The 12323-nt window shown below is 59.8% G+C and carries 11 protein-coding genes; 6 read left to right on the top strand and 5 right to left on the bottom strand.

Features of this window, described 5'->3' with window-relative positions; translation table 11 throughout:
- Positions 1-15: 15 nt before the first annotated feature.
- A complete protein-coding gene (uppO, locus tag O3W47_RS13695) occupies positions 16-1431 on the bottom strand; it encodes a polysaccharide biosynthesis phosphomannomutase UppO (RefSeq protein ID WP_196380281.1) in 1416 nt (471 codons plus the stop codon).
- Positions 1432-1688: 257 nt separating this feature from the next.
- On the opposite strand from uppO, the gene uppM reads away from it, so the two are divergent.
- Complete coding sequence (gene uppM, locus O3W47_RS13690; RefSeq protein ID WP_269313961.1) at positions 1689-3311, top strand: polysaccharide biosynthesis protein UppM; 1623 nt, start codon at positions 1689-1691, stop codon at positions 3309-3311.
- A 22-nt stretch (positions 3312-3333) separates the two neighbouring features.
- Here uppM and O3W47_RS13685 read toward each other — a convergent pair whose 3' ends face one another.
- Positions 3334-3543, bottom strand: a complete 210-nt coding sequence (locus O3W47_RS13685) for a hypothetical protein (RefSeq protein WP_003509414.1) — start codon at positions 3541-3543, stop codon at positions 3334-3336.
- A gap of 245 nt (positions 3544-3788) precedes the next feature.
- Between O3W47_RS13685 and uppL the strand changes: the two genes are divergently transcribed.
- Both uppL and O3W47_RS13675 read left to right on the top strand, forming a co-directional pair.
- Positions 3789-4589: a polysaccharide biosynthesis UDP-hexose transferase UppL gene (gene uppL / locus O3W47_RS13680; RefSeq protein ID WP_125145532.1), complete on the top strand. Its 801-nt coding sequence runs from the start codon at positions 3789-3791 to the stop codon at positions 4587-4589.
- A 190-nt stretch (positions 4590-4779) separates the two neighbouring features.
- On the top strand, positions 4780-5028 hold the full coding sequence (locus O3W47_RS13675; protein ID WP_161987844.1) for a hypothetical protein: 249 nt from the start codon (positions 4780-4782) through the stop codon (positions 5026-5028).
- A 17-nt stretch (positions 5029-5045) separates the two neighbouring features.
- On the opposite strand, the gene uppJ is transcribed toward O3W47_RS13675, so the two are convergent.
- Positions 5046-5990, bottom strand: a complete 945-nt coding sequence (gene uppJ, locus O3W47_RS13670; protein ID WP_269313960.1) for a polysaccharide biosynthesis UDP-hexose transferase UppJ — start codon at positions 5988-5990, stop codon at positions 5046-5048.
- An 8-nt stretch (positions 5991-5998) separates the two neighbouring features.
- Complete coding sequence (gene uppH / locus O3W47_RS13665; RefSeq protein WP_233283546.1) at positions 5999-6910, bottom strand: polysaccharide biosynthesis endo-1,4-beta-xylanase UppH; 912 nt, start codon at positions 6908-6910, stop codon at positions 5999-6001.
- Between the two features lie 177 nt (positions 6911-7087).
- Here uppH and uppI point away from each other — a divergent pair, with 177 nt between their 5' ends.
- Both uppI and uppG read left to right on the top strand, forming a co-directional pair.
- Positions 7088-8158: a polysaccharide biosynthesis UDP-hexose transferase UppI gene (gene uppI / locus O3W47_RS13660; RefSeq protein ID WP_269313959.1), complete on the top strand. Its 1071-nt coding sequence runs from the start codon at positions 7088-7090 to the stop codon at positions 8156-8158.
- 2 nt (positions 8159-8160) lie between these two features.
- A complete protein-coding gene (gene uppG / locus O3W47_RS13655) occupies positions 8161-9240 on the top strand; it encodes a polysaccharide biosynthesis glycosyltransferase UppG (protein WP_269314841.1) in 1080 nt (359 codons plus the stop codon).
- Positions 9241-9281: 41 nt separating this feature from the next.
- Here the strand turns inward: uppG and O3W47_RS13650 are convergent, their stop codons facing one another.
- Positions 9282-10352: a GNAT family N-acetyltransferase gene (locus tag O3W47_RS13650; protein ID WP_269314840.1), complete on the bottom strand. Its 1071-nt coding sequence runs from the start codon at positions 10350-10352 to the stop codon at positions 9282-9284.
- 544 nt (positions 10353-10896) lie between these two features.
- On the opposite strand from O3W47_RS13650, the gene uppW reads away from it, so the two are divergent.
- On the top strand, positions 10897-12267 hold the full coding sequence (gene uppW / locus O3W47_RS13645; protein WP_080815989.1) for a Wzy-type polysaccharide biosynthesis protein UppW: 1371 nt from the start codon (positions 10897-10899) through the stop codon (positions 12265-12267).
- Positions 12268-12323 lie beyond the last annotated feature (56 nt).

Genomic DNA, 12323 nt, shown 5'->3' with positions numbered 1-12323 from the left:
ATGCGGCATCCACTCTCAACCAAAATTGCGAATGAGATCGAGTCCCTTGTTCAGAAGCGTTTCGGCCTCGTCCTGATTGGCGGCTTCGACATAGCAGCGCATTTCGGGAGCGTTGCCGGATGGGCGGAAATGGATGGTGCTGCCATCGGTAAGCGCGACGCGCAGGCCGTCGATGTCGCTGAGCGCCTTCACGGTGCCGACCGGTGCGAGGAAGGCTTCGAGATTGCTGCGCGAGGCGCGCAGATGCGTCATCAGGGCGGCGCTCTTTTCCTGCGCGAAATTTTCCAGGCGGTCGGCGGCGGCGACCGGCAGGTTATAGGCGGCGGCGATCTGCGACAGCGGCTTTTTCTGTTCTGCCGAGAGAAGCAGCACGGCGAGAACCGGCAGGAAGCTGTCACGCGTCGGCAGCGGCGAAAGCGCCCGGCCGTTAAGTGTGAAGGCAGACGCCGTCAGCAGGCCGCCATTGGCCTCGAAGCCCATGACGCCGTTCTTGCCGGCGGCGAGCGCCTCAGCCATGCCCGCGATCACGAAGGGGGAGCCGACTTTGGTGCGGACGACATCGAACGAACCGCTCGCCTCGATGCCGGAATTGGAGGTGACGGGGGTGACGACCACGCCGGCGCCGAGGAAATTGGCGGTGATCAGGCCGATGAGGTCGCCGCGCAGCGGCACGCCGTTTTCATCGGTCAGCAGGGGACGGTCGCCGTCGCCATCGGCGGAAACGATGGCGTCGAGACCGTGCTCCGGCGACCATTTCTTGAGAAGGGCCAGCGTTTCCGGCGAGACCGCTTCGGTATCGACAGGAATGAAGGTTTCGGAGCGGCCGAGCGGAACGACATCCGCACCATAATGGGCAAGCACGTCGACAAAGAGATCGCGCGCCACCGTGCTGTGCTGGTAAACGCCGATCTTGAGGCCGGAGAGCGCCTTTTCCGGCAGCAGCGCGATGTTGCGCTCATAGAAAAGTTCGGCTGCGGTGGCGGAATGGTCTTCGGCAGTCGCCGCCTCGTCGCTGATGCCTTCCGCTTCGATTTCGGCGGCAAGAGCGGCAATCGCCGTCTCGTCCTGCTTGTCGATTTCGCCGTCCGGGCGGTAGAACTTGATGCCGTTGCGGTCGGCCGGAATATGCGAGCCGGTGATCATCAGCGCGCCGGCCTTCAGCGACAGGCCGTAAAGCGCCAGCGCGGGTGTCGGCACCGTGCCGCAATCGAACGGGGTCAGGCCGGCTTTTTTGAGCGCGGCGATGCAGGTGGCGGAAACATCCGGGCTCGAATCGCGGAAATCGCGGCCGACGAGAATGGGATCGCCCGCCTTTGCCTGGCCCGATGTGAGAAGGTGCCTCGCAAATGCCGTGGCATAGACGGCAGAAGCTTTTCCTTTCAGATCGACAGAGAGGCCGCGAAGGCCGCTCGTTCCAAATTTCAGGCTCATTCCAAACTCCGTTTCGATAAAATCTTTGAGGGTCAAATGGATAATGCAAAAATATAACGGTTGAAAGAACCGTATCGATCCATTCAAGTCAATCATCCCTTTCAACGCGGACGCGAATAGGCGATGATGGCGGGACTGATGCGGGTAACCTAAAATTCACCCGTCATATTTAAACTTGTCCGTCGATAGCGGCTCTGGCGACGATGGGAACCCTCTGTTGCCGGCCTTTTTGTGGTTCGTTCGAGTTGGATTGGCTGATGTACAGGCTTCAAAAGGCGGGACATAAGCAGGCACGTCCGCTCGATGAAAAAACGGCGCCTGCCGCGAGAACCCATGGTTCCCTGCTGGACGATCTGGTGGATGAGGACGAGGTTTTCGAGCGTACGGTGCTAAAGGAGCATCTGGAGCCGAAACCGGCGAAAACCGTCGCCGAGCCGGCTGCGGCCGAGACGCCGGTGAAGACGGCTTCGCCGAGCGGCAGTCTGGCGACTGCGCTGCCGGGCCTGAAACATATCGACAGGATCGGTGTGGATGACGTCATCCTCTGGCTTCGCAAAGGCATTGTCTGGATCGTGCTGGCAATCGTTCTCTGCGTTGCCGGCGCTCTGACCTATGCCTCCATGACGCCGCCGCGCTACAAGGCCTATACGGATATCGTCGTTAATCCCTCCAACCTGAATGTCGTCAATGACGGCGTGTTTTCGCCCAACCAGCAGCGCGACACGCAAATCCTCGAGGTGGAAAGCAAGCTGCGCACCATCACCTCGCGCAACGTGCTGGCACGGGTGGTGGACGAGCTGAAGCTCGATCAGGACCCTGAATTCATCAGTCCACCGCCGCTCGCCCGGCTGAAGGCGATGTTCTCATCGAAACCGGAAGATGACGACAACCGGGTCGGTGCGCTTCGTTCGCTCGGCGATCGGGTGGCGGCGGAACGCGACCCGCGCTCCTTTGTCGTGACGCTTTCGGTCTGGACCAATGACGCGGAAAAATCGGTGACTGTCTCCAAGGCCATCGTGAAGGCTTTCGAAAGCGAGCTATTCCAGACAAACTCCGACAGCAGTCAACGCGTCGTTGACGATCTCAGGAAGCGGCTCGAGGAAATGCGCGAGAATGTGACCGCCGCCGAAAAGCGCGTGGCCAATTTCCGCCGCGAGAACGGCCTGCAGGAAAATAACGGCCAGCTCGTCAGCAATCTGGCTTCCGGTGAGCTGAACGCTCAGGTGCTTGCGACCCAGCAGCGCCTCATTCAGGAAGAATCGCGCCTCAAGCAGATGGAGGCGGCGATTGCGCAGAACCGCACCCAGAGCGACGCCATATTCGACAGCCAAACGATGAATACGATCCGTGCGCAATACAGCACGCTGCAACAGCAGATCGGTGCGATGACGCTGACCTATGGCGCGCGCCATCCGCGTCTTGCAACCGCGGGTGCGGAGCGGGCGATGCTGGAACAGGGAATGGCGGATGAGGCGCGGCGTATCCTTCAAGCGGCAAAGATCAACGTCGCGGAGGCGCGCTCCTCACTCGATGCCCTGCGGCTGAAAGCGGTGGCGGAACGCGCCAATGTCTTTACCGACAATGAGGCGCAGGTGCGGCTGCGCGATCTCGATCGCGACGCCCGCTCGGCGGCGGCGATCTATGAGACTTATCTCACCCGCTCCCGCCAGCTTGCCGAGCAGCAGTCGATCGATTCCACCAATGTACGGGTGATTTCTCAGCCGGTTGCGCCCGATTCCAGAAGCTGGCCGCCGGGCAAGCTGACGTTCCTGATCGCCGGCGGCATGGGCGGCCTGTTCCTTGGTCTGGCAATTGCCGTGGCGCTCGGTCTCTGGGGTTATCTTCGCCGGGACGACCACGCGGATGTCGCGGCGCGGTAAGACAAGGCGGCTGCGCGTCGCCTTATTCTTCCGAAATCAGACCGTCATAAACCTCGAGCAGCGCGGCGGCGATGGCCGCGCCCAGTGCATTGCCGGCATCGCGAATGCCGGCCTCGTCACCGTCGCGAACCGAAATGGCAAGATCGGACGCCTCGTTGGCGACGATTTCTTTCGCCCGTTCTATCGCCCAGAGGCCGAAATCGCCGCGATTGTCGATCGAGATTGTTTCCATGGCCGGAGCCCTTCCGTGGTTTGATTTCCGCGTCCCTTAACCCATCGGCTGGAAAACCGGAATAGGCGGAAAATGTGGCGCACAACCTTCAGGCGTGTAAAATGGCTGCCGCATACGGGGATTTATAAAAATATTAATGATAGTTCTTCGTAGTGTTTGAAGCCTTATACCCTAAGCATAAGCGTGAATATAACAATGAAACGATGCCTATCTTGGACACCGGACAGATTATGACAGGGAGAGAGATGCCGGATGCGGAGGGGACTGGCCAGGTCTGGCCGGTTATTCCGCTTGCGGCGTTGCCCATTACCGACGCGACCATCGACGAAACCGCGCGGGATTTCATCCTGCGCGCGACGACGGCGCGTGCGGCCGGTGCAAAACCGTTTTATTCGACATCGGCAAACGGTCAGGTCATCGCGCTCTGCCATCACGACCGGGAATTCGACGCCATGCTTCGGCAGGCGGACCAGATCCATGCGGACGGCATGTCGCTGGTGATCTTCTCCCGCAAATTCTGCCCGAAGGCATTGAGAGAGCGGGTTGCGACCACGGATCTCGTTCATGCGGTTGCGAAGCGCGCCGAAGAGACCGGTAGCCGTTTCTATTTCCTCGGCGGTTCCGAAGAGGTGAACCGCGCGGCGGTCGAGGAAATGCAGAGGCTTTATCCGCGCCTTGTATTTGCGGGGCGGCGCAACGGTTATTTCAGCCGGGCCGAGGAAGAGGCGATCCTCGCCGATATCGCGGCATCCGGGACGGATATTCTCTGGGTTGGCTTCGGCATACCGCTGGAGCAGCGTTTCGTCTCGCGCAATCTGGACAGGCTTTCCGGCATCGCCGTAATCAAGACCTGCGGCGGCCTTTTCGATTTCCTCGCCGGCAAGAACAGCCGGGCGCCGCAATGGATGCAGGATATGGGGCTGGAATGGCTCTACCGGGCCATGCTCGAGCCGAAGCGGCTTGGAAAACGTTACCTGCTGACCAATCCTATCGCCATATATTCGCTGCTGAAGTATCGCTTCGGAGCTTCGGGACAAGGCCGCTAGATCATCGCGACAAGCTGCCGCTACGCGAAGAATAAAGCGCGCGTTCGCCTCCCGCCCGACAATATAAGATTGTTCTAACTTATTGAAAGGATGCGCTGCGTCGCCGAAATCCGTTGCAACTGCGAACATCTGCGCTACAGTGCATCAATATTACAAATTTATTCGAATCATAGATTTATTGAGGCCACCAATGGTGATTACGTCCATTTCTCTTTTCATATATGGAATTGGCACCGTTACCTCTCTCGCCATGACCTATATCGAAGGTGCCCGCCGCGGCAAGGACTGGGATTTTTATCGCGTGACCGGCATCGTCCTTTGTTTCTTCTGGCCGGTGCTCGTGCCGCTCCTCGTCCTCGCGACGGCCTTGTCGTCGTTCGGTTTCCAGAAACGGCTCACGAATACGATCTCGCTCGGCAGGCAAAAAACCCTTGGCTGAGCCGAAGCTATCCCGCTTCAGCTCTTCTTCGCCGGCGCCTTGTAGGGCGTGAGCGTAATGCCGAGGCTTGCCATCACGCGGCCGATGGACATCAGCGGCGGATGCGTGGCTGGCAGCAGGGTTCCGGTTTTCACAAAGGCGGAAACGGCGCGGACAAGAGACAGGCACAGGCTGACGGCGTTTTTGGCGGCAAGCAGCAGCCCACCCTTCAGGCCGGGGCGTCGGGCGCGGTCGATGCTGTAATTGATGATGCCGGTTCGGAGCGAGCGCTCCATGATCCAGCGCGGCGCCATGCGGTTTTCCGGCACATATTCGATGATGAGCGCTTGCGCATTCCAGGCGAATTTGAAATCGGCCTTGCGGCAGCGGGTGAAGAAATCCATGTCGCCGCCGCCGAGGAAGTTGAAGCGCACGTCGAATTCCGGTTTCGCCAGCGTCTCGAAAACCCGCCGTGAGATCAGGCAGTTGCCCGATCCGTGGATTTGCTCGACGGGGCCGGTCGGGGCTTCGATGGAGCCGAACAGCGGATGTGAGAGAACCGCCTTCGAAGCGGGTGCGTCGAATTCCCGGTTGACCGGTCCGCCGACGATATCGACGCCGAAGGATTTCGCCGCCGCAACCATTTCGGCAAGCCAGACGGGGGAGGCGGCCTCGTCGTCATCGATCATCAGGAACCACTCAGCCGAAGCATAGTTTTGCCGGGCGGTGCGGAAGGCCGTGTTGATGGCGTAACAATTGCCCTGCGTCGGTTCGACCAATGCCTCGCCGGCCATGCCGCTTTCGGCGAAAAAGGCGCGGGCGACAGCAAGACCCGCCTGGCCCGCGCCGTCATTATCGACCACGACGATGGCGAAGGGAAAATCGACCTTCTGGGCTGCGAGTGACCGAAGCGTCTTTTTCAGGCCTTCCGGCCGGCGGAAACTCGGAATGCACACCACCGCTTCCGGCATGATCTCGGACATGGAAACTCCTAAATTCCGGCAAGCGCTGCGGCGGAAAAAACGACGGCCCTGAGGCTCTGGCGCGGGCGGTTGAGGAAGGTATCGGCCAGCGCCGAAAAGGCCTCGCGGTAGCGCCGGGCGCGGAAGGCCTGCGCCACGGTATAGGCGTTCATGTGGTTTTCGGATCGGCGGCGAAGCCGTCGCAACTCCGGCGGCGAAACGGCAGCGACGATGGCCGGGTCGGAAAACACGGCCTCGATTGCCGGTTCGCAATCCCGGAAGGTCAAAAGCCGGTTCATCATCACGCTCGTTCTGTGCACGCGGTAATCCAGCACATGGCAGCCGGGCAGGTAAACGAAACGGCCGGCGGCGGCCAGCCTGCACCAGCCATACCAGTCTTCGGCATAACGCAAAGTCTCGTCGAAACCGCCGAATTCCTGAAAGATGCGGGTCCTGACCAGCATGATGCCGCCATTGACGATGAAGTTGCCGCCGAGCAGCGGCTGGAGGATGAAACCATCGGGTTTTTCCCGGCGGCGAATGAGATTGCGCCGGCCGATCTTGACGCCGTTTTCATCGATGCGCTCGTAATCGCCATAGACGGCGACGACATCCGGCCCGGAAATGCCGGCGCAAAGGGCCGCGATGGCGCCCGGTTTAAGGCGATCGTCGGCATCGAGAAACATCGTCCATTCGCCGCGCGCCTGCGACAGGCCGAAATTGCGCACGGCGGAAACGCCCTGCCTTCCCTGCGGCCGGGCCAGCAATTTGACGCGGGGGTCGGAAAAACCTTCCACCTTTTGTGCGGTGGTGTCGGTGGAGCCGTCATCGACCACCAGCACTTCGCCGATGGTCTCGCCCTGCAGCAACACGCTTTCGATCGCTTCCACGATGTAACGCTCGCCATTGCGAACGGGAATGACAATCGAAACGGAAACCAAGACTTCAAACTCCATGCGGCGTGGGCCAAGAATTCGCACAGCGAAGTTACTACCGCATTAAGCGGGTCTGGCCAATTATGACGTGGTATAACGTCGGTTAACCTTGCAAATCTTTAATATCCTTTTCCTATGATCGGAATGTTATGTTTTGGGAATAAAGGTTGCGGAGGCGGGTGCATGCGGATTGGGCGGCGGAATTTTATGGGCGGTGCGGCAAGCGCTGGCCTGCTGCATGCCGTGGCCGGCCCGGCCTTTGCCGCGCAGAAGAAAGCGGCGAGTAAAACCGCCCCTTACGGCGCGGCCGTTTACCTGCCGGATCTCACCGCCGATAGCCGCATCGGCGAGGCGGTGGTGAAATATTGCTCGCGCATCACCCCCGTTACCGAAATGAAATGGGAGGTCCTGCGGCCTTCGGCGGAGGTGTTCGATTTCGCCGCCGCCGATGCAATCGCCAATTTTGCCCGTCAGCACAAGCTTTCCATGCACGGCCATCCGCTGATCTGGTATGCCTCCAACGCGCCCTGGCTTGCGAGCATCGGCGGCGGCGTGAAGGTCGAGAAGCTGATGGAGACCCATATCGTCACGGTGATGGAGCGTTATAAGGACGTGATCCACAGCTGGGACGTGGTCAACGAGCCGATACCCGACGTGCCGGGCAATGTGCGCGCGCGGCGCGATGCCTGGTATTACGGCGCCGGGCCGGATGCCATCAAGAAAGCTTTCGAGATCGCCCATGCGGTCGATCCGAAAGCGCAGCTCGTGCTCAACGAATATGATGTGGAATTTGCCGCCGAGAAATCGCCGGCCAAACGCGCCGCCTTCCGTAATCTCATTCTCGAACTGCTGGAGAAGGGCGCGCCGATCAACGCCGTCGGCCTGCAGGGGCATTTGCGCGGCGGCTGGCCGATCGCCAAGGACGAGCTTGCCGCCTTCACGGCGGAAATGCGCAGTTACGGTCTTGCCGTTCTGGTGACGGAGCTGGATGTGATGGACCAGACGCTGCCCGCGCCGGAGACCGAACGCGATATGCTGATCAACGGCCAGGTCCGCGAGTTTCTGGAGGCGGCTTCCGCGGGCGGCGCGCTTTCCTCCATCACCACATGGGGCATCTCGGATCAATATAGCTGGATCCGCTGGGCCTATCCGCGCCGGGACGGCACCGCCAACCGGCCGCTGCCGCTGGACTGGAGTTTCAACGAAAAACCCATGATGGCCATCATCAATGAATTCCGGAACCGTGGTGCATGACTATGAATGCTGAAATGCCGCTTCCTCCCGTGCAAAAGGCGCTGCAAATCAACCTGCACCCCTTCGACGCCCCGCATGCGGCCCTGACCCTGCCGCATCAGCTCAGGGTCTGGGGCGGACAGGTGGACCGCATTCTGCTCACGGTCGATACGGGCCAGGTGGGGGCCGGCCGCTACAAGGGCAATGGTTTCGATGCGGCGCGCCAGCGTCTCTTCGACATGCTGGAGGAAATGCAGACCAATTATCCGCATCTCTCCGTGGATATCGTCGATTACAGCGATGCGGCGCGCAGCGCCGTGGCGGAAACCTTCTTTCCCCGCTCGCCGATCCCCTATCCCGCCAAGGCTTTCGATGGCGGGCCTTTCCATGTCTATTTCTACGGGCTGAAACGCGCCAATGCCCGTTATGTGCTGCATATGGACAGCGATATGATGTTCGGTGGCGGCAGCCAGAGCTGGTTCGGCGAGGCCATCGCGCTCCAGAAGGCCAATCCGGATGCGCTGTGCATCACGCCCTTTTCCGGGCCGCCGACGGTGCGCGGCGATCTGGATATTTCCCGCCATGTCGGCATGCCCGGCGTGAAGAACATACCTGCGCCGCGCAAGCTGCCGTCGCGCATTCCCACCTGGCGTTTCGCCACCGTGTCCACCCGGCTTTTCATGATCGACATGGAACGTTTTGCGAAACGCATCGGCTCGCTGGAACTGCTCAGGCCCGATGTCAAACGGCGCATCCGCTCCTATGCCTATAACCAGCAGCCTGTCTCGATGCCCGCCGAGGAGGTGCTGAGCACGAACATGATGCGCACGGGTGTTTATCGCCTCGATTTTCTCGGCACGGGCAAGGGCATGTATTCACTGCATCCGCCCTATCGCTCGCCGGAATTTTATGCGGCGCTCGCCTCCATCGTCGAGCGCATCGAAAAGGGCGATATTCCGGAAGGCCAGCTCGGCGATTTCGACATCAACGGATCGATGGTGGACTGGACCAGCGCGCTGGCGGCCAAGACGCGCTCCAAACGTTATGCGAAAGCGCTGCGGCATCTCATCTCGGCCAATGTCGGGCGGTTCAGCAAGGCTTGAGGGTTTCGATCCGTCTTCCGTCTCGAGGCGGGGCGGAGGGCTCAATAGTCGGTGATGAGCTTGCTCCAGCTCTCCGAGCACAGTCCGCCAATATAGATATCGCCGGCCAGCGCCCTTTCCCGCAGGGCGTCATCGCGCGTCGCCATGCAGAAATAGCCGTCATGCCGGAAGCTCATGTGGTTCTGGCGGTAAAGCGCGTTGATGAGGAAAGGCTGCGCCATGCCGGTGACATGGGCATAGTTCTCGTCATCGAAATGGCGGAACAGGGTGTTGAGCACATCGTTTTCGCAACCGGCATCGCAGACGAGATTGAGCACATAGGCCGTTCTCCCCCGCTGGCCGAAAAACAGCGCAGCGCCCATGGCATGGCCTTCGGCGTTCTCGATCAGCACGCCCTTCAGCTCACCGAGGCTTTCATTGGCCCTGCTCATCTCTATCAGCCAGTGGAATTCCTCGTGAGACCATTCCGGGCGAATGGAAAAACGCTCGATCATCGCGAGCGCCCTGCGGCGGAAGGTTTCGTAATCCACGGTTCTCACCGTAGCGCCGGCAGCCTCCTGCGGTCTCAGACCCTTTTTCCACCGGCGCAGGATTCCATCCACAAATCCGAGCGCGGCGAGCGCCAGCGTGGTCTTTGCCAGTTTCGAACGGCGCGGCATGCGCAGCGCGATGGTGCAGAAGGGCTTGAGCGCCTTGTGCCATTGCAGGCTTTCAATCGGCAGCATGTTGCCGCCGGTCGCCACCCAGTGATCGGCGCTGACGGGTGAAGCCGTATCCGAGAACAACATGTCATGTTTGGAGGCCCGCATGCCGCGGGACAGGCGCGCCGCGCCGAGTGCGCCGCGTTTGCCGTCCGATGCGAAGGCGCAGAGCAGCCTTGCGGTAATGGTTTTTCCATTCGCAACGAAGCGCATGGGCACGGCGAGGATGACGCTGGTGACCCCGTTCTCCCCGGCATCGTAGACAACGCTGCCATTTTCCCGACTGAAGGCGGGACTGCCGAAAAACAGTTTTTCGATATAGGAGCCGAAATCGAAGTTCCGCTCCTGCCCGGTCTTCCTGAAAGCGCTGTTGAGCACGGCTTCGACAGCCGGAACGTCTTCCCTGCGCATGGGGCGGATGCCGGACACACCGATTTGAACCGGGCGTTGTGTCAAGTGACCGCTGTCGCCATCGTCCATATGGGTGTGTATCGGAACGTCCACCGTCGGCCCCCACCTTTTTACGCATTGACGAAATCAACCATAGGCAGCGTATATTTGAATGTCTTAATATAGATATAAAACCCGAAATCCGGTGGGATGTGAAATGTCCAATAAGATATAAAATTGTTTTATATCAACGCATTAATTTAATGTCGCTGCATTATTTGAGGTTAACAAAATATACTTAAGTAAGCAACCGATGGATGAAATATGGAGCATTTTTTGTGGATGTTTTTTTGGGGTTTTGAAGTATAGCCTCTAGAAGCAGCGGCTTTGTCCCCTGTCTCCCGGCTCCGATTCCCCGAGGAAAAGCGCACAATCGCGGTGCTATTTTCCCGTGCATGAAGGATAACTAAAAAATAGGATTTGCGGGGGATATTCGTATTATCGAATATGCGAAGCACGAGTCTCGATGCGGGTGGCTTCAGGAAAGAGGGAGAGAAAACCCCTTATGGATGCAGCGCATGGCGAACAGGGGCGTGGCTATTGGCGGGACGCGTTGTTTTACGTGACGTTCCTGTTTTTCACGGTCGGCTTTTCGCCCTATATCTCGCTCTCATCGACCTATCAGGGCTCCGCCATGGCGGCCGGGTCCAACCTGCTCAACCAGTTGACCGCGATCATCCTGTTTTTCAGTTTCCTGGCCTTCATGGCGAAGGAAAGGTCGTTTTCCATCCTCTTCATGCCGCGCCTGCTGATGGCGGCGATTTTCGGCTGGTTTGTCCTGACCTCGCTTGCGGGCGAAGCGCCGCTGTTTTCGCTGAGGCGGCTGGTCATGTGCGCCATTATCTGCGTGCTTGCCGGCGGCTTCCTGCAACTGCCGCGCACCGAGCGGCATTTCACGACGCTGCTTGCCACATGCGCCCTGATCATATTGTTCCTGTGCTATTTCGGAATCACCGTGCTGCCCTCGCGCTCGATCCATCAGGCAAGCGACGCGCTGGAGCCGCTGCTGGCGGGGGACTGGCGCGGGGTTTTCCGTCATAAGAACGAAGCCGCCTCGGTCATGGCGGTGTTGATCATCGTCGGCATTTATCTCTGCAAGCGCTGGTCTTTCATCGGCGGGCTGTCGGTGCTGTTGCTGTCGCTGGTCTTTCTGGTCAAGTCGGGCGGCAAGACCGCGCTCGGGCTGATGCCGATCATCATTGCGACAGGCTGGTTCATCCTGCGCTGGCCGCGCTGGCGCTACCCGGTCGTGACCCTGTTTCTGGCGGTTTTTGCGCTGGTGACCGTCGGCACTACGGTCGATCCCGTCTTTTCGCAGATGCTGACAAAGCTCGGGCTCGACGCCAGCTTTACCGGCAGACGGGATATCTGGACCGTCGCCATCGATTACATCCGTCAAAGCCCGCTCCTCGGATACGGCTATCAGGCCTTCTGGCGCAGCGACGCCCTGATGTCGAGTTTCACCGAGAACAATACCTGGGCGACGACCGCGCCGGATTCGCACAATGGTTATTTCGACCTTCTGCTGGCCGGCGGCGTGCCGGGGCTGGTGCTGGTGATGGTGTGGATTTATCTCCTGCCGCTGCACTATCTCGGCAAAATGAACGAGGCCACGCGCAACAGTCCGCTGACGCGGCTTTATGTCGGCGTGTGGCTTTATGTGCTGCTCTACGGCTTTCTGGAAACGCTGTTTTTCCTCAGCACCGGGTTCGTCTGGTTCTTCCTCATCGTGGCCGTGATGGGCCTGCATCTTCAGGCCAATGCCAGCCTCGTGGAGGACGAGGCGGAGGGAGAACCGGAGAGAGCCGGCGGTGGAGCGGGCGTCGCCCCGGCGCCCCTGCAAGGACAGGCCTCCCCTGTCATTCGCTCCAGATGATATTTTGAAATGATTTTTCGTTGCAAATATGTAAAAGAGCCGATTGTTGCGCGCGT

This window comes from Agrobacterium sp. LMR679 (genome assembly GCF_027157905.1).
In the GTDB taxonomy this organism is placed as follows: Bacteria; Pseudomonadota; Alphaproteobacteria; order Rhizobiales; family Rhizobiaceae; genus Agrobacterium; species Agrobacterium leguminum.
Note: the sequence above shows the minus strand (reverse complement) of the source record. Positions and strands in the feature narration are given on the sequence as shown.